Here is a 20072-nt window from a genome sequence, read left to right on the forward strand (position 1 = left end):
CAACTATGATACGAGATATCTGCAAAGATGAGACCTTTCTGGCCCAGAAGGCAGAGCCCGCCACAGCGGAAGACCAGTCCGTGGCCGCCGACCTGCTGGAGACCCTGGAGCACCACAAAGAGGGCTGCGTGGGCATGGCCGCCAATATGATCGGCGTCAACAAGCGCATCATTGCCTTTGACAACGAGGGCACCTACACGGTCATGTTCAACCCGGAGATCGTCAAGAAGTCCGGCCCCTATGACGCCGTGGAAGGCTGCCTCTCCCTCACTGGGACCCGCCCCGCCAAGCGGTGGAACTCCATCAAAGTGCGCTGGCAAAACGAGAAGTTCCAGGAACGGCTGAAAACCTTCACCGGCTGGACCGCTCAAATCATCCAGCACGAAATCGACCACTGTGAGGGTATTATCATATGAAAAAGTGTAAAATCACCGTCATGCGCATCACCCAATATCCAGACCTGATGGCCCAGTACGAGAATCCCATCTCCCACGCCTGTGACATGGAAGTAGGACAGGTCTTCCTCGCCAACGGCTGGGAAAAACCAGTTGGCTTTTGCCAAAGCGCCTGGGACACTCTCTCCCCCTTTGTTCTGGCCCTGAGCCATGGGGCAGAGAATTTCTATGACGGCTGGATGAAAAATCCCACGTCCGCCATGCTCTCCTGCAACGATGGCTTTCGTCCGGTGAGTTTTCTGGTGGAAGCCCTGGACGAAGACGCAGAGTGAGGAGGAATCGCCATGTTTGAAAACGAAGGAACCGTGGCCACCGAACAATGGATGAAAACTGCAATTTGCTACTATTCCCGGCACCACGGAAACACCTTGAAGGTATTGGAGGCCATGGCAGAGGAAGGCGAGGTAGATCTCATCGACGTGACTACTCGCCAGCTCGTCCGACTGGAGGAGTATGACTGTGTGGGCTTCGCCTCCGGCATCTACGGTTTTGAATTTCAAAAGGCCGTGGTGGAGTTTGCCCGTCAGTATCTGCCCCAGGGCAAGCCGGTCTTCTTCGTCTATACCTACGGCGGGGCGAAAGGCACCGGCGCAAAAGCGGTGGCGGAGATTGCCCAGGAGAAAGGCTGCCCAGTTCTAGGCGAGTTTTCCTGTAAAGGCTATGACACCTTCGGCCCCTTCAAGCTGGTGGGCGGTATCGCCAAAGGACACCCGGACACCGAGGATTTAAAGCACGCCCGCCAATTCTATCGAGCCATTCAAGAGACCTATCAGCGAGGTGAATCGGTATGAAACTCGCCATCCTCTCCGACACCCACGGCCTGCTGCGGCCCCAAGTGGAGGAGCACCTGAAAACCGCAGATGCCATCCTCCATGGCGGCGACATCAACAAACCCGCCATTGTGGAGCAGCTGCAACAGTACGCCCCCCTCTACATCGTTCGGGGCAACAACGACAAGGAGTGGGCGGAAGACATTCCCCACGACCTCACCATCACGTTAGAGGGCGTCACCTTTTTCCTGGTCCACAACAAAAAAGAGGTCCCAGCGGACCTCTCAGGGGTGGATGTGGTGGTATTCGGCCATTCCCATAAATATGTGCAGGAGAAAAAGGGCAGCGTTCTCTGGCTCAACCCCGGCTCCTGCGGTCCTCGGCGCTTCCACCAGGAAATCACCATGATGATGGCGGAGATCGAAGGTGGAGACATTCAAGTGGAGAAAATTGAGATTTCTCACGAGGAATCATAATCAAGTACAGTTTGTCTTCACACATGCAATTAAAAAGACAAGCAAATAAGGGGGCAGATTTTTGATTTCTTATGAGCCTCTATGGCGCACCATGAAGCAACGAGGTGCAACCACCTACACCCTGCAAGTAAAGGGCGGCATCAGCAGTTCCACCATTCGCCGCATGAAAGCCGGGGACTCTGTGTCCACCCACACTCTAGATATGCTCTGCAAGCTGCTGGATTGCACGCTGGACGATATTGTGGCATATCTCCCAGATGAAGAGGGTACACCCTTTGTCAGAAAAACGGGCAAACATTCCAGGTTCCCTTGGTAGCTTTTTTCTCGTGAGGACGGTATACTGGACATACAAAACGCGGAAAACCAGGAGGAATACACCATGAGTTTGGGAAGCAGTTTATACCACGCCCGGAAAAAGAGCGGGCTGACTCAGGAAAATGTAGCGGAAAAACTGGGGGTTAGCCGCCAGACCATCTCCAAATGGGAGACCAATGAGACGCTGCCCGACATTCGCCAGTCCAAGGGACTGGCCATGCTCTACCACATGACTTTGGACGAGCTCATTGAGTACGACTTTGACGAGCAGCAGGCCCAACAGATGATTGACAGCGTCAGCGACGAGGCCCAGGCCCGCATTGACTGGAACAAAGTGTGGAGCAAGAAATATCCGGTGTTGGCCACCTACCACAAAACGGTACGCATCAACGACTACGCCCCTGCCCTGCGGGAGATGCTCACCCAGCTGCGGGTGGACTACGGCTACAACCACACCGATGCCCTACTAGTCCTCAAAGACATTCTGGCCCGGGTCTGGAAGGGACAGATGTAACCCCTCAGCGATGTCCACCCTGCCGCCGATGGAAGTCCGTCTCAATGGCGTCCTTCCAGTGGGCATCTAAGGGAGCGCTGCACCGGACGGCACTCACCGCCTGACTGATGGTCTCGTAGTTGAGCTGAGTACCCTGGCTGTCACAGTGGTAGTTTACCGCTCGATCCGGGGCAATGCCCAGCTCCCCCGCTGTCTCCACGGCGTCGATGTTGGCCCCCAGAAAAAGAAACTCCCAGCCGTATTGTTTCTTTTGCCGCTCAATCATCTGTTTGACCTGCTGGGCGGAATAGCGGCGGCTGGCGTTCTCCATGCCATCGGTGGTGATGACAAAAAGGGTGTGTTCCGGCACATCCTCTGGGCGGGCATACTTGTGGATGTTTCCAATGTGGTGAATAGCTCCGCCCACAGCGTCCAGAAGGGCAGTACACCCCCGGACGTAGTATTCCTTGCGGGTCATGGGCCGGACCTCCCCCACCTGTACCCGGTCGTGGAGCACTTGGGTGCGGTCATCAAAGAGGATGGTGGAGACAAACGCCTGGCCGGGCTCCAGCTTCTGCTTTTCCAGCATGGCATTGAAGCCGCCGATGGTGTCCCCCTCCAGTCCCTGCATGGAGCCGCTGCGGTCCAGAATGAATACCAACTCGGTCAAATTCTTTTTCATAAAAAATTCCCCTATTCTGTGTTGTGATTTTACAAACACAGAATAGGGGAATTTTCCTTCTATGTGGTCGCCTGGAAAGCGACAATTATATTCTCAACGGTGGAACAGTCTGGAACAAGGCATCTGTGTCACTTCGGCACGAGGCATGGTATCAGCCTCCCAACAGGCTCTGATCGAAGGCGAACAGCGCCTCATTGATTTCAAAGATATTGTAGTTTTGATGGGCAATGAAATACTCCACGATGATGTCAAACTTGCTGGCATGGGAAAAGGCAAAGCCCGCCTTTTGAAGCAGTTCCTGCGCCTCCTCCAGAGGCAACTCTAAGGCGATGGCAAAGGCCATGGCGGTGGTTTTGGAGGGCTTATAGTGAACATCCGAGCGAATCTTGGAGAACAGTTTGCGGTCAATGTTGGCCTTTTTATAGCACTGGGCGTCGGTGATGCCCCGCTCGTCGATTTTCCGCAGCAGCATCTGGGAAAAGCTCTCGTCCAGCTGGCCCAGGGCCTCATCCAGACTGAGGGGCGCCGAGGCACACCACAGCTGGGCCTCCATGGGTTCCGCTTCCAAGGACATATCCCAGCGGCTCTGGGTATGCTCGTCCACATAGTGGTCGTCAATGTAGGCGGCGATGTTGGAAAAGAGCTTTCCGCCGATGGTGTAGGCCGCCCGGTCAAAAATCACCAGGCAGACCGTCATGTCATGGCAGAGTAAAAAGTCCCCAATGGTGTCCACCGCCACTTTGAGGGCCTGGTCTTTGGGGTAGCCGTATGCCCCGGAGGAAATGAGGGGGAAAGCCACCGTCTGGCAGCCATACTCCATCGCCAGTTCCAGAGAGGAACGGTAGGCGGAAATCAGCAGTTCCCGCTCCCCGTGGCTTCCGCCCCGCCAGATGGGCCCCACGGTGTGAATCACATAATGGGCAGGCAGGCGATAGCCCTTGGTGATTTTAGCCTGTCCGGTGGGACAGCCGCCCAGGGTGCGGCACTCCTCCAACAGCTCCGGTCCGGCGGCGCGGTGGATGGCTCCGTCCACGCCGCCCCCGCCCAGCAAGCTGTTCTTGGCGGCGTTGACAATGGCATCCACCTTCATGGTGGTAATATCATTGCGTACCATCTGTAGGGGCATAGGGCCACCTCCTCCTTGGATGGGCTTATCATACCACGCTTCTTTCCCGCTGGCAACGAAAACAGAGAGGCTCTGCACACAAAGCAGAGCCCCTCCTCATTCAGCATTTTTCCAGATGAATGTTCAGGCGATACCGGGGCCGCCAAGTCTTCTCCTCCCCGCCATAGTCGCAGGCGATGCTCTCCCCTCGCAGCACCGACAGGGCCACGCCAATGAGCCCCATGTTGACCACCGTGTTCCAGTTTCCTGCCATCAGCGGAAAGGTGGAGGCATACAGAGCATACCCCAGGTTCCACGCCACGCTACAGAGGGCCTGACCACATAGAACCACCAGAACTGTCATCATCATCGCTTTTCCCAACTGGCTTCTGTGCTTGAGGCAGCGGCATCCAATCCACGCCATCAGCCCTGCAAAGAGAAGTACAATGGCCAGAAACGGCCCCCATCCCAGTTGATAGATGATGGTGGTGAGAAAGGCGTCCGCCTCACAGCCCGGCACCATCCTCTCAAAGGGCAGAGAGCTGTTCCATGTGCCCTCCCCCAGCCACCGGGACGCACCCAACACGTCTCGGATGGTACAAGCCTGGTACCCCATCCCCATGGGGTCTTGCTCCGGGTAAAGGAACACTTGCAGCCGCTGCACACCGTAGCCGAACCCAAACAGGACCATCCACGCCACGGCGGCAAAGAGCACACCACAGGTCGCTACCAGCAACACGCCCTTCCGCTTGCCCACTCCAAACCAATCATTCCAAGCCGCCGCCAACATAAGCGCAAACCCACTGACCAGCAGGAGCAACAAGCCAAGCATGTGGGGGACTCGCATGCAAATCCACGCCAGTGGGGCACCGCCTCCTATGGCCAACACCAACCCCCACCAGCCCTTTTTACGGCAGGTATACACCCACAGCGCATACACCACGGGGTAGCACAAGGTGACATATCGGGCATAGATGGCACCCCCATGGATTCGTGGGGACAGCGCCACCGCCACTACACCAGCCACCAGGGCACCTGCATAGATGATTCTGCCGTGGCGAGCCAGCCGGGCATCGTCCAAAAAGTAGCCCAGCAAAAGGGCCCCACACCCCAAAACGAATATCGCCGCTGTTCTCAATGGGTTGAGGTCCAGATTTGGATTCTCCCATGTGGCCGTGAGCCACAGCTGGAGAACCGTACCCAGCAAGGCCAGCAAGATGGTACCCATCAGCAGCCCCCACTGGGGTCTGGGGCGGTGGAGTCCATCCAGCTGGGCCCCAATGGCCACGGGGTCCCCCATCTCCTCCACTGCCAGCTGCTCCGGGTTTTCCTGCCCTTCCGCGGCAAAGGCATCCCGCTGGTCCTCCAGGTGCTGTCGCAGCTCCTGAGTCACCACAGGCCGGGCTCGCTTCCACTTGATTTGTTCCGCCACAGCCTCCAAATAGCCGTCGATGGTCTTACCCTGCCACACAACAAGCTCCCCCTTTCAGCACCTGATTCACCGCTCGGGCGTAGTGATTCCAGGACTTCTCTTTTTCTTGCAGGGTTCGGTGTCCCTGCTCCGTCAAGTGATAGTACCGCCTGGGCTTCCCCGCCACCGCATCCTGCTCATAGGCACAGACACAGCCCTTCTCCTCCAGGCCGTGGAGCAGCGGATACAGGGAGCCCGCTTTTAGATGAAAGGTATCATCCGAGCGTTTTTTCAGCTCTTCAATCATCTGATAGCCGTACATGTCCTTTTCTTCCAGCAATTTCATCACCAGCAGTCCCATACTGCCGCTGACCAAGCTCTTGTCCAGTTCCATAAGCCCCTCCTATATAGGTTATCTATATACCAGATTATATATAGGCGCTCTATATATGTCAAGAGCAAAATCGAGGCGGGCGCTGGATGCGCCCGCCTTGGTGGAACCGCAATGCTCACGCCATCTCAATGGCAACCTTGATGACTCCGTCCTGCCGATTCTCAAACAGCTGATAGGCCTCCTCGATCTGAGAAAGTGGATAAGTATGGGTAATCAGGGGCGTGGTGTCCAACTTCCCCTGTTCAATAAGCTGCAAGGTCTCCTGACAGTTGCAGCCGTCCACGCCGCCGGTCTTGAAGGTCAGATTCTTCCCGTACATATCAGGAAGGGGCAATGTCTGGGGGCCGTCATAGAGGGCCACCACAGTGACCATGGCGTTGGGCCGGGCACACTCCCAGGCCATGCGGAAGGTCTCCTCGCTCCCCGCCACTTCCAGCACCACATCGGCGCCCCCGTGGTCGCTGTGGGCCACCACAAAGTCATTCAGCCCGCCGGGCGTCGTGGTCAACACGCCAGGATGGTGTTGGCGGACAAAGGCCAGGCGGCTCTCGTCCAGGTCACAGACGATAATACGTTTGGGGTGGTACAGCGCCACACACTGGAGGGTGCACAGGCCGGTAGGTCCAGCGCCCAAGATGAGCACCGTGTCCTCTTCCTTGATTTCAGAAATCTGTGCGGCCCAGTAGCCCGTGGCCAGCACATCCCCCACTAGTAACGCCTGCAAATCGGTGACGGTGTCTGGAATCTTGTCCAGGCCCTGGTCTGCATAGGGCACCCGGACATACTCCGCCTGTCCGCCGTCAATGCGGCACCCCAGGGCCCAGCCGCCGTTTTGGTCGGTACAGTTGTTGACCCATCCGTGCTGACAGAAAAAGCAGTCCCCGCAGAAGGTCTCCACATTCACCGTCACCCGGTCCCCGGGCTTTACGGTGGTAACCGCGGAGCCCACCTGCTCCACCACCCCCACCATCTCGTGGCCCACGGTGATGCCGGGTACTGCACGGGGCACGCTGCCGTGCTTGATGTGCAGGTCACTGGTGCAGATGCTGGCCAAGGTCACCTTCACAATGGCGTCCCGGTCGTCCAGCAGCACCGGTTTGGGTTTGTCCAGCAGTTCAAATTTCCCCTTTTGGATATAGGTATAGGCGAGCATGGCACTTCCTCTTTTCTGTGGGTATTACATTTTATTATTTTACCCAATCCCAAGGCAGAAATCAAGGGACCTCCCAAGCCTTTCTCTACATTTTGACCGGAAACAGATTTTTTATTGCAGAGTTTTTATGGATATGTTACAATACACTCAATATGAAGGGAGGACTACCCATGATTTGCACCCTGATGCACAAACGGCTGGCAGTGGCCGCGTTGGAACTGGACGAGGCCACCGGGTCGATTCGACATATCAGCACCGTCTACACACCAGAACACCTCCCGGTGGGCACCTGTGCCATCAGTGGAGAGGTGGACCGGGCCGCCCTGAACCAGTGGTGGACAGGCCGCTGCATCCCCGCCACCCGCATCGGGATACGGGAGGCTCTGGAGGCGCTGGGATTGCCCAGCCCGCAGCTGTTGCCCCTGCGCAGCTATGGGCTGAGTCTCTCCGATCACTATTGGATTTGCCCTCAGGACGCTGGGGTCATCTGGGATACCATCAATTTCTACGACAATCCCTTCTCCGACAACGTGGGCAGCGTGCTCTTCGGCCAGCCCAAACCCATCTCTGGGTTTGACTTCTGCTCCCCGGACAATACCACCGATGGGTATCTGAGAAAGTGCTGGAAGATCGTGGACGGCGCCCGCTGTCTCATCAAGGGCGGCAGCGCCCCCTTCCAGCAGCAGCCCTTCAACGAGATCATCGCCACGGGTATTATGGAACGTCTGAACATCCCCCACGTCCCGTACCGTCTGCTCTGGAGCAACGGCCAGCCCTACTCGGTGTGTACCGATTTTGTCACCCCGGACACCGAACTAGTCACCGCCTGGCAGGTGATGCAGACACAGAAAAAGCGCAACAGCCAGTCGGTGTATCAGCACTTCATCTCCTGCTGTCAGGCTCTGGGTGTAGACCACATTGTGCCCGCTCTGGACCAGATGCTGGTGGTGGACTATCTTCTGGCCAATGAGGACCGTCATCTAAACAACTTCGGCCTGCTGCGCAACCCAGAAACTCTGGAATGGCTGGGCATGGCCCCCATCTTTGACAGCGGCACCTCCCTGGGCTACGACCGGACCGCAGAGCGGATTCCCATGGACCACGATGTGGTGTGCAAGCCCTTCAAAAACCACCACGACCAGCAGCTGAAGCTGGTGTCCTCCCTGGACTGGGTGGACTTTGAAGCGCTGTCCGACTTGGATGAGCTGGTTCGGGACACCCTGTCCGGCTCCCTGGCACAAGGCTGCGTGGGCGCTGACCGCATCGAGGCCATCGCACAGGCGGTCCGTCAGCGGGTCCAGCGGCTTCAACAGGCTACACAGTCCCAACAGAGCCGCGATCTCTCCTCCACCACCGACGATGTGGAGCAAAACGTGGCACAGAGCTACCAATAACAACGAACAAGGGCCTCCCACGGCGGGAGGCCCTTCTGTTATGTGTTTCTCAAAAAGACGTATAAATTCTCCTGGGAGTGCTGGGGTGAAACGCGGTAGTCCAAGTGGTCAAAGGCACAGAGGTCCTCCGGGCGCTCCACCCGGTGCTGGGCCATATACCGCACCATCTCTCCCCGGGCCATCTTGCACATGGTACCCTTTTCCACCACTTTGCCCCCCTGCTCTTCTCCGAACACGCAGGTGATAAACCGGGTGTTGGGCGGCACATAGCGGGAGACGCACACGCTGTACTCCTTGGAAGCCAGATTGATGATGCAGTCCGTCTCTCCCCACAGGTCCCGGGCCAGATGGTCGCCCCAGAAGGCGTACAGGTCCTTGGCCTGGCTCACCGGGAGTTTGGCCTGCATCTCCAGGCGGTAGGGCGTCACACCGTCAAAGGGGCGCACCAGGCCGTAAAACCCGGAGAGGATACGCAAATGCTCTTCCACGTACTCCAGCTCCTCCTGGGTGAACACGCCAGGGGCCATATACCGATACTGAATCCCCTCATAGCTGAGAATGGCTGGGGTGAGGTTGCGGTGCAAGTCCATGGTTTTGAGCCGTTCCACATTCAGCTGGGCGATCTGGTCGTTGCACTTCCAGAGCTTTTTCAGCTGGTCGTAGGACATGCCCTGGAGCACCTGGCACAGCTGCTGAGTCTGCTCCAGATGGGCAGGCAAGTTGCGCCAGGCCAGACTGTCCGTGTCCTCCCGCATCTTCTTGGCCGGGGAAATGATGATTCGCATGGCCAGTTACACCTCTCCGTCCAGGTAGGCCAAAATCTCGGCGGCGTTGGTGTCCGGCTTCACCTTGGGCATCACCTTCTCAATGACACCCTGAGGGTCGATGACATAGGTGGTGCGCACCACTCCCATACTCACCTTGCCATAGAGCTTCTTCTCCTGCCACACACCGTAGGCCTGGATGGCCTCCAAGTCGGGGTCAGAGAGGAGCACAAAAGGCAGCTCATACTTCTGGACAAATTTCAAGTGGGAGGCCACGGAGTCCTTACTGACACCGATGACCACCACGTCCCGCTGGGTAAAGCCCTCATAGTTCTGGGCAAACCCGCAGGCCTGCCGGGTGCAGCCCGGGGTGTTGTCTCTGGGATAGAAATACAGCACCACCCGCTTTCCTGCAAACTGGGACAGGCTGACCTCTTGGCCCTCCTGATTTTTCAAGGTAAAGTCCGGGGCTTTGGTTCCCACTTCTAACATGACGATTCTCTCCTTTGCATGAGGTGATTTCTGACTTTCATCCTACCACAGGCAGTTCCCGTGTACAATCCCATCTTGGCCATTTTGTGATAAGCTGCCCGACACAAACACCATTGGTTGAAAGCCTGGCACCAATCTACGTTCCACACTCGTCAATTGATTGTAGACATTGTTCACGGCCTCGCTATAGCAGATGAAGGATGGGTGGTGGTCGTTGTCGGACAAATACCGGTTTTTGAGCTTGATATATTCCTCCCGCACCTGGCCCCACTTTCCCTGCGATTTAACCAAGCTGACTTTTTCCGATAACCGCTCTGAATGTGGAACATCGTTCCAATAGTATCTATCCCAATATGTCCACCCCGTTTTCTCATGAATCAGGCGTTCATATCCATCTCTACACTCTCGGACAATACAGATATCTATAGAAAATTCTGTTTGGTTCCCCCGACCAAAATGTATCTTTGGAGTGGTCAGTGCAGAGGTGGAGTCCTGACACTCCCCGTATCCATACTCACGCAGCACCAGGTTCAGGGCTTTCCTCGCGGCTTCTTTGATGACTCTCCCATCCGCTTTCTCCATGCCCCGCATAATCCACAAATTGTAGTCCAGATCGATGGGTTTATTGGCATTCTGCAAAATCAAATTTCTCGCACCACTACCCACCAGGCGGAATTGGGCCCCCACGTCATACTTTTCTTTCAAGACATGACACAGCTGCTGCATGATTTCTCCACAATGGCATCTCATTCTGCTCAGAAACGCCTTGTCCTCCACTTCATGAAACATTCTCTACTCTCCTCTCTGTGAGACGCAACTCTGAAAATCATATCAGAATACATCATTTTTCAAATTTGTCAAGAAAAACTTTCTTCCCCTCAACGCTTGACAAAAGGCAGCAGATGAACTGAAATGTTCGGCTGCCGCCTTTTGTATCACTTCGCTTGTCTTTTCCGCCGCACCATCCAAATCACGCCCCCCACGCAGGCCACGATGACCACAATCACCGGGACAAAATACATGGCATACACGGCCAAGTATGGGTTTTGGAAGAAGCCCACCAGTTCCTGCCACCAGGACTGGTCCACCTCAATACGCAGATTTTCCTCTGGCAAAGTGTCCGAGACGTACTGATAGGTACGGGGCGCCACCTTTTCAAACTCCAGGTTGCTGTCCTGGAGCACTGGCATGTCCTCGTCCAGGTGGAGGTTGATGGTCAGGTTGGAAAAATCCTTCCACAGGGCCGCAGGCCGCAGGTAATACTCCAAGGTGCCCCGCTTGACATTGTAGTCATAGTCTGGATATCCTCCCAGTCGGTAGGTGTAGGAGACCACAACGTCATACTGCTGGCGGGGTTCAAACTCCAAGGCAAAAAGGATGGTGTCCACGGTCTGTCCCTGGCCCACATCGGCGGCTTCCCCGTCCAGCACCACGTACTGCCAGTCCTGGGTGTCGATCTGGGTGACATCCCCCAGGGTATAGCTCTCCACCACAACCGGTACCTCCTGCCCATTCACCAGGACGGTGACATTCCCCGCCTCCACATTGGGCGAGAGGAACATGGAAGGGGTGACAACCTGCTGATCCGTGGTGTTCTCCATGGTATAGGTGGCCACGATATCCGCCTTGGCCCCCTTCACGGTGATATCCAGCACCTCCGAGGTCACTGCAAGCTCCTGATTTTTCTCGAACGTGATAGCGGTCCCCACATCTGGATTGGCAGGCGCAGCCATGTTGGCATGGGCCTTGGGGGTAAGCAAGAGCAAGAGAAGCAGGGGACATAGGGCCGCAAGCTTACGTGGAATGACCTTCATACTACCATCTCCATTCCTGTATTCTCTCCCCATCCGAGGCCTTATGGGTTCAAGTTCAGTGTATCAGAGTGGCATGGGTTCAGCAAGAAGATTTCGCAGAAATCCAGCGTTTTTCCAGACCCAGACGCTCCGGCAACCACGGGTCATGGGAGATCAGTAAGAGGCCTCCCCGCCGCTCCTCCAGTCTGACCGCCAGCGCCTCCCGGGCCACTGAGTCCAGGTGGTTCAGCGGCTCGTCCAGGAGGAGAAAGGGGGCCTCTTTCAGCAGCGCCCGGGTGAGCAAAATTTTCTTCCGCTCCCCGGGGGACAGATTCTTTCCATCTCCCGCAATGGCATATTCCAAAGGCTTGGCAAAGGCCAGGTCTGCCAAGAGCCGGGCAGCAGCTTCCCGCTTGTGCTCTGGTAAGAACAGATTGTCCCACACGGTCCCCGTGAAGATGACGCTGTCCTGTTCTTGTAGGGCCACACTGCGGCGCAGCCGCTGGAGCGATACCACCGCTCCCCTCTCGTCCAAAATTTCTCCCTGATCTGGCGGATAGATGCCGCCCAGAAGGGACACCAGGGTGGACTTTCCGCACCCGTTTTCCCCTATCAGCTGGACCCTGTCCCCGGTGGACAGAGTCCAATTCACCTGGGAGAGAACGGGCATGTGTTCCGCCGCATAGGAGAAGCCCACGTTGTGCAGCGCCAATATCTCCAGGGGCTGCATTGTCCCTTCGTCCGGCTTCTCCTCCCGTTCCTGATAGAAGTATTCCATCCGAGCGCCGTCACCATGGACAGCTCCAGTACCTCCGGGTCGGTGTCAAGGGTGACGGTGAACTTGTTTTTATACCGCACCTTATCCGCCATGAGTTTTTTCATCTCCTGGGCCATGGACTGTACCGTCCTGCCCAGCCGTTGAATCTCATAGGAGCCGCCGATGGCGATCTCTGCATCCAGGTCTCCGTTTTCCAGCTTCTCCACCGACTTTTGCAGCTCCTCCACTGGGCGGGCAATCTGGGAAGACACCGACTGGTTGACCAGGATGATGAGGATGGCCAGACATACTACACCAATGAGGCCCGCCAGCTGGATAAAGAGCACGTCGTCGGAGTAGATACCCACGGGGGCCACCCGGACAATCTTCCACCCGGTGTATCCCACCGTCTTGACGGTGATCACCGAGTCCTGCCCGCTCACCTTTCCAAAGTAGTTGCCGTCCTTCTCTCCCACAAAGGCCAAGCTGTCCATTCTCCGTCAGCTCCACCGCCCGGGACAGGGACACCACCCAGCGGTAGCGGCAGTCCGGGTCGTCAAACAGGTTCTGCACATGGGGCAGAGAGAAGTGAAAGTTCTCGATCTTGTCCAGGGCCTCCCGGAACCACGCCTGATCTTTTGCCGTCTGGGCCTCCTTCTCCTTGGCTGCCGGGGCACTGGTCAGCACGTTGCCCTCCGGGTCCAGAATGACAATGCTCACCAGCAGGTCCTTGTTGGCGTCGTACAGCAGCTCGATCTGCTCCCCAATGTCATCCACCGCCAGGTCATGTTTTTTGATCACCCGGTAGTAGGCCGTCTCGGACACCCGCATCATGTTTTTCAGGTACATGTCCAGGTTCAGTCCAATCTGTTCCACCAGCCGGGTGTTGTTCTCCTTCATCATGGTCTCCGCGGAGGAGAAAAAGCCGGTGTACAGCACAATCCCCACCAGTGTCATAGCCACCAGGGTGATGCCGGTAAAGGCCAGAGCGATGGTATACTGGATGTTCTTGCTGCGAAACCCCTCCAGCCAGTGGGTCAGTACCTGCTTAACCCTCCCCATCTTCACTCTTCTCCTTCATATAGCGGTACTTCATGGGGGAGACCCCGTACCGCTTTTTAAATACGTAGCTGAAATAGGCTGGTTCACTGTACCCCACCTGTTGAGCGATCTCCCCCACCGGGCTGTCCGTGTTGTCCAGCAGCCACGCCGCCTGAGTCAGTCGTACTTGGGTAAGGTAGTTGACAAACCCGCACCCCGTCTCCTGCTTGAACAGGGTGGAAAAGTGGCTGACACTCAAATGCAGATGGGTGCACACCGACTCCAGGGACAGGGCCGGGTTGCTGTAGTGCTTCTGAATGTAAGTCTTGGCCTCCTCCGCCACCAGCTGGGTGGCGTTGTTGCGCTTTTGTGCAATGGAGCGGCTGATCTGCTGGCACAGCTCCAGCCCGCTCATAAAGGGCATGCGTATGTCGGTGATCACCACGTCGGGCGCCACGGTTTTGGCGGTCTCCCAGGCCTCCTGGCCGTTGGACGCCTCGGCCACCAGCTCAAAGCCACAGCGGTTCCACTCCACTTTCTCCCGCACGCCTTCCCGCACTTCCTCCTCGTCGTCCACCAGCATGACCCGGTAGCGGTACGGAAACTGCACACCACTCTCACCCTTGTCTCTATCTTGCCACACCACGGTAAACTCCTCCTCTTCCTATGTCCGGCCCGTGGGCCGCTCCACTGTTCCTCCATTGATATTTTACTAAATTAAAGCACATTACCCACTTTCTTTCAATCTCATTTTCGATTTTTGTGCACCTTACCCATCCACCATCCATTTCTCAACCATATAAGCCCATTTATGTCCTGTTTCTCCCATACAGGCGTTTATTTTCTCCTATTACGGGTCAATGGTACTTTTCCCCTCAATCCCTCTTGCAATTTCCGGCCAACTATGCTTTGATAAATTGGATATCACAGGCAGGAACAGGAGGGATATACCGTGCCAATTTCTCTGGAGACCATGCATTCTGTGGCCGCCATCGGAGCGGGAGGAAAGACCACTGCCCTGGGGCGGTTGGCTGTGGCCCACCGCCAGCAGCGGGTGCTGCTGACCACCACCACCCGCATTCGCCCCTACCCGGACACGGTATGTGATCGACTTCTCATAGACCCCTCACCCCAGGAGTTGGCCGAGGCATTGGCCCAACCAGGGGTCACCTGTGCCGGATGTACCTCTCAGGAAGGCAAGTTGCAGGCCCTATCCCCAGAACTTCTGGAAGTGGGCTGTGAGAAAGCCCAGTTGGTGTTGTACGAGGCAGACGGGGCCAAAATGCTGCCCTTGAAGCTGCACCGCTCCTTTGAACCGGTGATCTTGCCCAATACCGACCTGTGTCTGGTGGTGGCGGGGCTGTCCGCTGTGGACCGCCCGGTGGCCGAGTGCGTCCACTGCTACCAGCTCTGCCCGGACTGGGCGGAACATCCCCAACACACCGTGGACACCTCCGATGTTCTCTATTGCATGCAAGACACCATGGATGCCGCAGGGCTGCCCCTTGATAAGTACCATGTTCTGCTCACCCATGCCGACACCCCTCGCCGCCAAGAGGTGGCCGCCCAAGTGAAGGAGGTTCTCTCCGCCCGTGGGATTTCCTGCACCATTTGCCCATAAAAAATGCCTGTCCGGCCGAAGCCGAACAGGCATTTTCCATTTATACTTGGCTGGGCACCTCTTCAAACAGCACCTCAATGGTGCCGCCGCAGATCATGCCGGAGCGCCCCGCTTCCCCAGAGCGCATATCATAGGAGACCAACATGGGGCGGGGGTGGTCCAGTAAGTCCCGCCCCTGGCATACCGCCTGGTATTCCGCCAGACCGCCGCCAATGGTTCCCACGGTGGTGCCGTCAGGATGAATCAACATCCGGGTCCCCACACCCCGAGGGGCAGAGCCGGATTTTTTCACCACCGTGACCATGACGCCCCCAGCCCCGGACCGCAGCGCCTCCCGGAGCTCCCTGGGGAAGACAGAGCCCTGGCCACACTGGCGGGTGGCAATCCACTCCGCAGCGATGGACACGGCAATCTCCTCGGGGGTCTGGGCCCCAATGTCCAGCCCGATGGGGGCGTGGACCCGCTCCAACGCCTGGGGGGCCACCCCCTCCCCCTGGAGCAGCTGGAAGATGGCCTGATTTTTCCGCCTGCTGCCGATCATGCCCAGGTAGGTCAAGGGGTGTTTCACCGCCTGGCGCAGACACGCGGCATCTCCTCCGTGGCCCCGGGTGACGATGACCACGGACAGGTCGGGATGCTCCTCCCAGGGGAAGGTGTGGGACAGGTATTCCTCAAAGGGGGCGCACACGGTGTCCACCCCCGGCTCAAACCGCTGGGGCTGGGCAAACTCCTCCCGGTCGTCCACCACCGTCACCTGGTAGCCCAGCATCACTCCCAGCCGGGCCACGGGCACCGACACATGGCCGCCGCCGCAGATGAGCAGGGTCTTTTCCCGGCGCAGGCACTCCACCAGCACCGCCCGCCCCCCCTCATCGGTGGTCTGACAAGGGGGCTGAAAGCCGTGGCCCAGCCAGGCAGGGCGCTGCTCCAACTGCACCGCTTGGCCCAGGTTCTCCCCCTCCAGAGCGGTAACCCGCCACACCAAGCCCTTCTCGTCCAGGGCCTGGGCCAATGCTCGATACCCGTTGTCCACCTGCATCCCTCCTAAATGGTCAGTTGAATGATCTGCTGGGGGTGGATGCTCCCCCGCTCCAGCACAGTCTCCATGGCCGCCTGGGTCTCCGGTGGGGCGCTCCACGCCAGCCCACACCCAGCGCTGAGGACCTGGGGCACCGGGATCAGCCGTCCCTCCAGGCCCTGCTCCCGGGCCAGCTTTTCGGTTTTCAATGCCTCCGCCGTGGTATGGAAGGTGATGACCAGGCGGAGCTGAGGTTTTCTCAACATGGGTTTCTCCTTATATGGGTGATAGCCGCCGGGTTAGCTCAGACACAGCGCCCACGGCTTGGGCTACCTCTTGATGGGTATTCAAATGGGAGAAAGAAAACCGCACTGCCCCCCGAGCCGAGGTGCCCAGGGCCTCATGGATGAGAGGGGCGCAGTGGGCACCCGCCCGGGTGCAGATACCGAACTCCTGGGCCAGCACGTCCGCCACCTCTCCGGCGTCCTCCTCTCCCAGGTTCAAAGATACCACCGCCGTGCGGTGGGGGGCGTCCACATCCCCGTATAGGGTCACGCCGGGGAGGTCCCGCACCCCGTTTACGAAAGTCCGGGCCAATTCCATCTCTTTCCGATACAAGTTTTCCCGGCCCTGTTCTTTGATATAAGTTATCCCGGCCAGCAGCCCCGCCAGGCCGTGGGCATTAAGGGTGCCCGCCTCCAGGCCCTCGGGCAGGTCCTGGGGATGGCGGCGGTCGTAGCTGTGCACGCCGCTGCCCCCCACTACAAAGGGGCGAAGGGTCACATCCGGGGCCACGCTCAGCCCGCCTGTGCCCTGGGGGCCCAGCAGTCCCTTGTGGCCGGTAAAGCACACCACGGAAGCCCCCACCGCCTGCTGGTTCACGTCCAGCACTCCCGCAGACTGGGAGGCATCCACCACAAAGGTGAGTCCATGAGCCCGGCAAAAGTCCCCGATGCGCCCCAAATCCAGGGTATTCCCCGTGACATTGGAGGCGTGGGTGCACACCACCCCTCGGGTATTTGGGCGCAGGGCCCGGGCAAAGTCCCCATAGTCGATGTTGCCCATTTCGTCGGCGGGAAGGATGGTCAGCTCCAGGCCCTGCTCCTCCAGGCGATACAGAGGGCGCAGCACGGAGTTGTGCTCCAGGGCGGTGGTGATGACGTGGTCCCCCGGGCCGTACAGGCCACAGATGGCGGTGTTCAGCGCCGCCGTGGAGTTGGGGGTAAAGCAGACCCGGGCGGGGTCTGCGGCCCCCAACAGCTCCGCCACCGCCTCCCGGCAGGCCCACACAGTGCGGGAGGCTGCCAGAGTCAGAGGATGGGCTCCCCGACCTGGGGAGCCCACCGTGTGCATGGCATCCACCACCGCCTGGGCCACACAGGGTGGCTTCAAAAAGGAGGTGGCCGCCGCATCCAGATAGATCATGGGCTCACCCCTCCCCCAGCAGGCAACGGGTGAGGCCTCGCTCCTGAGCCAGGTGGAGCAGGGCCTCCAACACGCCCCCGGCAATGGCCCGGGCCTTGTCCGAGACGGTGGTACAGTTCTCCCGCTCCCCCAGTCGGGGGTCAATGTCTGCAATTTTCAGGCCCTTGGTCACCGGGTATCCCGCCCGGATGAGCCCCCGGAGCACGCCGTCAATGGTGGCGGGCACCGGCACGTCCCTCAGCATGGCCAGGGTCTGCCCCGCCCGCACAACGTCGCCGATGGCAGTACAGGGCACCAGGGCCCCGTCCGCCGGGGCGTGGATGACCCGCTCCTTGTCGTAGTCGCCGATCTTCCCCGGCACCCCTGTGTTGGGCTGGGCGGCCCCGGTGTACAGCACCCGGCCCAGACGGTGGCCCCGCATGGTCTCCACCACGGCGTCCACATCCTCCCCGGCCACAAAGCCGGGGCCCAAGGCCACGGTGATAGGGGCCATATCCCGAGTGGTACCCAGGTTGCGCTTGGCCAGAATGGCGTCCACCAGGGCCACAGGCCGGACCTGAAGCAGGCACGCCCCAGTCTCGTCCACCAGTAGGGGAATCTCCCCAGCTATCCACACTTCTTCGGCTTGTTCCGGGGTATCAATGCGGCGACAGGTCACCTCTTCCACCTGAGTGACACCGTCATACACCGCCTCACAGAAGGCCACCGCCCGGCGGATGGCGGTGGGCTGGGCGCACTCCAGCACCAACACCCGCACCCCGCACTGGTACAGGCGCAGGATGGTCCCGGTGGCCAGGTCTCCCCCGCCCCGGACGACTACCACGCCCCTCATGGGCGAATGACCTTTCCGGCCTTGGCCATAGTCTCAGCGATGACGTACATGTTGGTGACGCTGCCCACCGCCAGCCTCTCGGTGAGGCCGTAGTGGTTCAGGCAGGTGCCACAGGTGAGGATTTCCGCCCCAGCCTCTTCCAGGGTCTTCAGGTCCGCCACTGTCTCCGCCCCCTCCACGGACAGCTTGGCGCCGCCGTTGTACAAAAGTACGGTGTCCGGGGCCTCATCCAGCTGGGTGAGGGCGTAGACAAAGCCCTTCATCAGGGCCCGGCCCAGCACCTCGTCCCCCATGCCCATCTGGTCCGAGGACAGCACCACCACAGTGGGGCCCTGGACAGGCACAGTACAGGGGGGAATGTTCTCCATGAGGTCTTCCACCTCCTGGCTGTCCGGGTCAAAGCTCTGTCCTGCGGCGGTGAGGGTGATGCGCCAACATCCCTCCTCCTGCTGAGTGGCGGCATTCAGGCCCATCTGACGGGCCATCTTCTCCACGTTCTGCCGGGCGATGTCGTTGTCTACCAGGGTCACCACGGGTGCGCCGTGCTCCCGCAGGGCGTTGCGGGTCTCGATCACCGGCAAGGGACATGCCTTGCCACGGGCATCCACCAGAACTTCCATATTCATTTCCTCCTCTTATTTACGGTTCTACAATGATCTCTGCGTCCAATCGGGGCAGAATGGTCCCGATGTCGCCGCAGGGCAGATTTAACGTGCGCAGTTCCTCCAGCAGAAGTTGAGCATCCGCCTCCTCCACCGCCAGCAGCAGCCCCCCCGAGGTCTGGGGGTCAAAGAGTAGTTCCTCCTGGGCAAAAGTGAGCCCGTGGAGCACCGCCCGCTGGGCGGCAAAGTTGCGGTTGCGCTGCCCGGCGGCGGTGAGGCAAAACTCGTCGGCACAGTCCAGGGCCGTGTCCAGCACGGGCAGGGCGTGGGCGAAAATCCGGGCCGACAGGTCGGGGCGCATCATCTCATGGAGGTGCCCCAACAATCCGAACCCCGTCACATCGGTGGCAGCGTGGACCCGGTACTTGGCCGCCACCTGGGCAGCGTATTTGTTTAAGGTGGTCATGGACTTCACCGCTCCCTGGAAGGCCTGGGAGTCCGCCTGGCCCAGCCGGGCGGCGGTACACAGCAGCCCCACCCCCAGAGGTTTGGTGAGGATGAGGTGGTCCCCCACGGTTCCGGTGTTGTTGGCCAGAATTCGCTGGGGGTGGACCACCCCCGTCACAGACAGGCCGTACTTCACCTCCTGGTCGGCGATGGAGTGGCCCCCGGCCAGGGAGCCCCCGGCCTCCAGTACCTTCTCGCTACCACCCCGGAGAATCTCGCCCAGGATGTTCAGGTCCATTTCCTCCGGAAAACAGACGATGTTCAGCGCCGTCTTCACTTCGCCCCCCATGGCGTAGATGTCGCTGAGGGCGTTGGTGGCGGCCACCTGCCCGAAAAGGTAGGGGTCGTCCAACATGGGTGGGAAGAAGTCCAGGGTCTGGACGATGGCCAGGTCATCGGTGAGGCGGTACACTGCGGCGTCGTCGCTGGACTGGGCGCCAATGAGCAAATTGGGGTCGGTGGGCCGGGGCAGCTTCTCCAGCACCCGGCTCAGGGCCGCAGGGCCCAGCTTGGCGGTGCATCCACCGCCTCGGCAAAATTGCAGCGGTTGACCCATGAAACACACCTCGTTT

At 58.9% G+C, this 20072-nt stretch carries 26 protein-coding genes; 8 read left to right on the forward strand and 18 right to left on the reverse strand.

Annotated features, from left to right (window positions below; genetic code table 11):
• Nucleotides 1-5: 5 nt before the first annotated feature.
• The 6 genes from B5F12_RS00575 (at nucleotide 6) to B5F12_RS00600 (ending at nucleotide 2530) form a co-directional block, all read left to right on the forward strand.
• The gene (locus B5F12_RS00575; RefSeq protein WP_087228702.1) at nucleotides 6-416 is read left to right on the forward strand and encodes a peptide deformylase; all 411 of its coding nucleotides are present in this window, start codon (nucleotides 6-8) and stop codon (nucleotides 414-416) included.
• Complete coding sequence (locus B5F12_RS00580; RefSeq protein WP_087228704.1) at nucleotides 413-727, forward strand: TIGR04076 family protein; 315 nt, start codon at nucleotides 413-415, stop codon at nucleotides 725-727. The genes B5F12_RS00575 and B5F12_RS00580 overlap by 4 nt, the downstream gene beginning before the upstream one ends.
• A 12-nt stretch (nucleotides 728-739) precedes the next feature.
• Nucleotides 740-1246 carry a flavodoxin family protein gene (locus tag B5F12_RS00585; protein WP_242954849.1) on the forward strand — a complete coding sequence of 169 codons (507 nt, stop codon included), beginning with the start codon at nucleotides 740-742 and terminating at the stop codon, nucleotides 1244-1246.
• Nucleotides 1243-1701 carry a metallophosphoesterase family protein gene (locus B5F12_RS00590; protein WP_087228706.1) on the forward strand — a complete coding sequence of 153 codons (459 nt, stop codon included), beginning with the start codon at nucleotides 1243-1245 and terminating at the stop codon, nucleotides 1699-1701. The genes B5F12_RS00585 and B5F12_RS00590 overlap by 4 nt, the downstream gene beginning before the upstream one ends.
• Nucleotides 1702-1762: 61 nt before the next feature.
• Nucleotides 1763-2017, forward strand: coding sequence for a helix-turn-helix transcriptional regulator (locus B5F12_RS00595; RefSeq protein WP_087228708.1), 255 nt, complete (start codon nucleotides 1763-1765; stop codon nucleotides 2015-2017).
• Between the two features lie 63 nt (nucleotides 2018-2080).
• Nucleotides 2081-2530 (forward strand): helix-turn-helix transcriptional regulator, encoded by a 450-nt coding sequence (locus B5F12_RS00600; RefSeq protein ID WP_087228710.1) that lies wholly within the window; start codon nucleotides 2081-2083, stop codon nucleotides 2528-2530.
• 4 nt (nucleotides 2531-2534) lie between these two features.
• Here B5F12_RS00600 and B5F12_RS00605 read toward each other — a convergent pair whose 3' ends face one another.
• The 5 genes from B5F12_RS00605 to B5F12_RS00625 form a co-directional block, all read right to left on the reverse strand.
• The gene (locus tag B5F12_RS00605; protein WP_087228712.1) at nucleotides 2535-3191 is read right to left on the reverse strand and encodes a VWA domain-containing protein; all 657 of its coding nucleotides are present in this window, start codon (nucleotides 3189-3191) and stop codon (nucleotides 2535-2537) included.
• Nucleotides 3192-3342: 151 nt separating this feature from the next.
• A complete protein-coding gene (locus B5F12_RS00610) occupies nucleotides 3343-4317 on the reverse strand; it encodes an O-acetyl-ADP-ribose deacetylase (protein WP_087228714.1) in 975 nt (324 codons plus the stop codon).
• A gap of 100 nt (nucleotides 4318-4417) precedes the next feature.
• Nucleotides 4418-5767 (reverse strand): permease prefix domain 1-containing protein, encoded by a 1350-nt coding sequence (locus B5F12_RS00615; protein WP_087228716.1) that lies wholly within the window; start codon nucleotides 5765-5767, stop codon nucleotides 4418-4420.
• Complete coding sequence (locus B5F12_RS00620; RefSeq protein WP_087228718.1) at nucleotides 5754-6101, reverse strand: PadR family transcriptional regulator; 348 nt, start codon at nucleotides 6099-6101, stop codon at nucleotides 5754-5756. Before B5F12_RS00620 ends, B5F12_RS00615 begins: the two co-directional genes overlap by 14 nt.
• A 115-nt stretch (nucleotides 6102-6216) precedes the next feature.
• Nucleotides 6217-7254: an alcohol dehydrogenase gene (locus B5F12_RS00625; protein ID WP_087228720.1), complete on the reverse strand. Its 1038-nt coding sequence runs from the start codon at nucleotides 7252-7254 to the stop codon at nucleotides 6217-6219.
• A 170-nt stretch (nucleotides 7255-7424) separates the two neighbouring features.
• Here B5F12_RS00625 and B5F12_RS00630 point away from each other — a divergent pair, with 170 nt between their 5' ends.
• On the forward strand, nucleotides 7425-8648 hold the full coding sequence (locus tag B5F12_RS00630) for a HipA domain-containing protein (protein ID WP_242954850.1): 1224 nt from the start codon (nucleotides 7425-7427) through the stop codon (nucleotides 8646-8648).
• 38 nt (nucleotides 8649-8686) lie between these two features.
• On the opposite strand, the gene yaaA is transcribed toward B5F12_RS00630, so the two are convergent.
• From yaaA to B5F12_RS00665, 7 genes are all read right to left on the reverse strand, one after another.
• Complete coding sequence (yaaA, locus tag B5F12_RS00635) at nucleotides 8687-9433, reverse strand: peroxide stress protein YaaA (RefSeq protein ID WP_087228724.1); 747 nt, start codon at nucleotides 9431-9433, stop codon at nucleotides 8687-8689.
• Between the two features lie 6 nt (nucleotides 9434-9439).
• Entirely contained in the window at nucleotides 9440-9904 is a 465-nt protein-coding gene (gene bcp / locus B5F12_RS00640; RefSeq protein WP_087228726.1) for a thioredoxin-dependent thiol peroxidase, read from the reverse strand.
• Between the two features lie 42 nt (nucleotides 9905-9946).
• The gene (locus B5F12_RS00645) at nucleotides 9947-10693 is read right to left on the reverse strand and encodes a hypothetical protein (protein ID WP_242954851.1); all 747 of its coding nucleotides are present in this window, start codon (nucleotides 10691-10693) and stop codon (nucleotides 9947-9949) included.
• Nucleotides 10694-10839: 146 nt separating this feature from the next.
• Entirely contained in the window at nucleotides 10840-11718 is an 879-nt protein-coding gene (locus B5F12_RS00650) for a hypothetical protein (RefSeq protein ID WP_087228728.1), read from the reverse strand.
• 79 nt (nucleotides 11719-11797) lie between these two features.
• Nucleotides 11798-12475, reverse strand: a complete 678-nt coding sequence (locus B5F12_RS00655; RefSeq protein ID WP_087228730.1) for an ABC transporter ATP-binding protein — start codon at nucleotides 12473-12475, stop codon at nucleotides 11798-11800.
• Nucleotides 12476-12622: 147 nt separating this feature from the next.
• On the reverse strand, nucleotides 12623-13516 hold the full coding sequence (locus tag B5F12_RS11805; RefSeq protein WP_158096713.1) for a cache domain-containing protein: 894 nt from the start codon (nucleotides 13514-13516) through the stop codon (nucleotides 12623-12625).
• On the reverse strand, nucleotides 13503-14138 hold the full coding sequence (locus B5F12_RS00665; protein ID WP_143482292.1) for a helix-turn-helix domain-containing protein: 636 nt from the start codon (nucleotides 14136-14138) through the stop codon (nucleotides 13503-13505). The genes B5F12_RS11805 and B5F12_RS00665 overlap by 14 nt, the downstream gene beginning before the upstream one ends.
• A gap of 309 nt (nucleotides 14139-14447) precedes the next feature.
• On the opposite strand from B5F12_RS00665, the gene yqeC reads away from it, so the two are divergent.
• Nucleotides 14448-15116: a selenium cofactor biosynthesis protein YqeC gene (gene yqeC / locus B5F12_RS00670; RefSeq protein ID WP_087228736.1), complete on the forward strand. Its 669-nt coding sequence runs from the start codon at nucleotides 14448-14450 to the stop codon at nucleotides 15114-15116.
• 40 nt (nucleotides 15117-15156) lie between these two features.
• Here yqeC and B5F12_RS00675 read toward each other — a convergent pair whose 3' ends face one another.
• The 6 genes from B5F12_RS00675 to selD are packed head-to-tail and all read right to left on the reverse strand — an operon-like array spanning nucleotide 15157 to nucleotide 20056.
• The gene (locus B5F12_RS00675) at nucleotides 15157-16149 is read right to left on the reverse strand and encodes an XdhC/CoxI family protein (RefSeq protein WP_158096714.1); all 993 of its coding nucleotides are present in this window, start codon (nucleotides 16147-16149) and stop codon (nucleotides 15157-15159) included.
• 11 nt (nucleotides 16150-16160) lie between these two features.
• Entirely contained in the window at nucleotides 16161-16400 is a 240-nt protein-coding gene (locus B5F12_RS00680) for a DUF3343 domain-containing protein (protein WP_343286303.1), read from the reverse strand.
• A 10-nt stretch (nucleotides 16401-16410) separates the two neighbouring features.
• Nucleotides 16411-17559 (reverse strand): aminotransferase class V-fold PLP-dependent enzyme, encoded by a 1149-nt coding sequence (locus B5F12_RS00685; protein ID WP_087228740.1) that lies wholly within the window; start codon nucleotides 17557-17559, stop codon nucleotides 16411-16413.
• Between the two features lie 4 nt (nucleotides 17560-17563).
• Entirely contained in the window at nucleotides 17564-18391 is an 828-nt protein-coding gene (gene yqeB, locus B5F12_RS00690) for a selenium-dependent molybdenum cofactor biosynthesis protein YqeB (RefSeq protein ID WP_087228742.1), read from the reverse strand.
• Nucleotides 18388-19011, reverse strand: coding sequence for a sulfurtransferase-like selenium metabolism protein YedF (gene yedF, locus B5F12_RS00695; protein ID WP_087228745.1), 624 nt, complete (start codon nucleotides 19009-19011; stop codon nucleotides 18388-18390). The genes yqeB and yedF overlap by 4 nt, the downstream gene beginning before the upstream one ends.
• Nucleotides 19012-19030: 19 nt before the next feature.
• On the reverse strand, nucleotides 19031-20056 hold the full coding sequence (selD, locus tag B5F12_RS00700) for a selenide, water dikinase SelD (RefSeq protein WP_087228748.1): 1026 nt from the start codon (nucleotides 20054-20056) through the stop codon (nucleotides 19031-19033).
• Between the last annotated feature and the right edge of the window lie 16 nt (nucleotides 20057-20072).

Source organism: Pseudoflavonifractor sp. An176 (genome assembly GCF_002160435.1).
In the GTDB taxonomy this organism is placed as follows: Bacteria; Bacillota; Clostridia; order Oscillospirales; family Oscillospiraceae; genus Enterenecus; species Enterenecus faecium.